Here is a 1,462-nt window from a genome sequence, read left to right on the forward strand (position 1 = left end):
CTAAAGCCACAAAAACAGCCTCCAATATGGGGTGGTGGGGCTTTTTAGGAAGTCTGGTAGGCGCCATTATTTCCAGTGTTTTTGGCTATTATGGTTATAGAAGCCGTAAGGACACTTTCATGCTTTAAAACATCTACCTGTCTACCTTTAAAGCAAATACATAAAAAGCTGCACGCATAGTGCAGCTTTTTTGCAAAATTTTCTTGATTTTTGTATGCTTTTCAACACAACAAGAATTTTCAAAATCCACGTGAAGCTTTTATAATCGTGAGAAACAAGCTGCAAAATAAAAGATTTTTTTCAATAATTCTATTTTTTTATGTTTTTCCTTTAAAAAACTTCTTAAATGAAGTGTTGACTCCATCGATTATATATATATGCCATTACAGCATAACAAATATGCGACTCTTGCTCTATTTTTTCCATTTAAGCCAAACGAATTTCGCAAAAAAATATTTCTCTACGATCAACAACTTTTCTCAATGTGGAAAACATATCAATCTTACATCTCATGTAAGAGGGAGCATTATGCGGTTAACATTTCATCCACACACAATATGAGAGAATAAGTTGAATTCTCTGATACAAAGGGAATACCAACCTACCAAATTATCTATTCTCAACAAAGCAACACTCTCACCACTTCAATACCAGTATTTTAGTTTGAGGATACGAACAAAATTTACATTCTAGATTAAATGTATCAAATAAATAATGAACATAAAATCTATGAATAAACAATGGTTTAACTGTACATGCTTCAAACAAAGAACAAAATTCTATAATCATGCGTTATTAAATTTTTTTTTGTAAATATTTTATACAGATATCAAAAATCGTACCATTGCTTTCAATACAAGAAACCGACATAAAAAATTTCATATTGAATGACCAAAATAGTCTTTTACAAATTGCGATATTAGAGCAAAAACTTCATTGGCTAATTATACGAAAAAATAAAATAGAAAATGCATTTTAATAAATATAAAAGCAAATTGTTTTATAAAAGAATATGACAAAAACTGATAAATCAACTTATGATCATGTATTTATGATTCAGATATTGAGTTCAATTTTGCACAATCATTTGAAAAAAACGATAAGATTAAAGTTTATGCGAAACTGCCTAAATGGTTTAAAATTGATACATCTCTTGGATCATATACTCCCGATTGGACTGTATTATTCGAGCAAAATGGGCAAGAAAAACTGTATTTTGTTGTGGAAAGCAAAAGAAGTATTTTCGAAGACATGTTGCGCGTTCTGGAAAAAGCAAAAATCCATTGCGGTCATGAACATTTCAAAGCTTTGGGAGAAAATACCCAATATATTGTTTCTGATAATTATCAAACTTTTATCGATCAAGCACTTCAAAAAGATACCATAACAACTTGAAAAAATGTTTTGGCTATGGAAACAACCCTCCCCTGTTGTTTATAAAATGCACCTTTTTCCTACTCTA

1 protein-coding gene and 1 pseudogene are annotated in these 1,462 nt (G+C 30.2%); both read left to right on the top strand.

Annotated elements, in window-relative coordinates:
- A pseudogene (locus ACFIL3_RS10125) lies at positions 1–128 on the top strand (DUF3792 domain-containing protein); the annotation flags it as partial.
- A 976-nt stretch (positions 129–1,104) separates the two neighbouring features.
- Positions 1,105–1,395 (top strand): hypothetical protein, encoded by a 291-nt coding sequence (locus ACFIL3_RS10130; RefSeq protein WP_375612598.1) that lies wholly within the window; start codon positions 1,105–1,107, stop codon positions 1,393–1,395.
- Positions 1,396–1,462: the final 67 nt, after the last annotated feature.

The sequence above is a fragment of the Bartonella sp. CE47NXGY genome, from assembly GCF_042195415.1.
In the GTDB taxonomy this organism is placed as follows: domain Bacteria; phylum Pseudomonadota; class Alphaproteobacteria; order Rhizobiales; family Rhizobiaceae; genus Bartonella.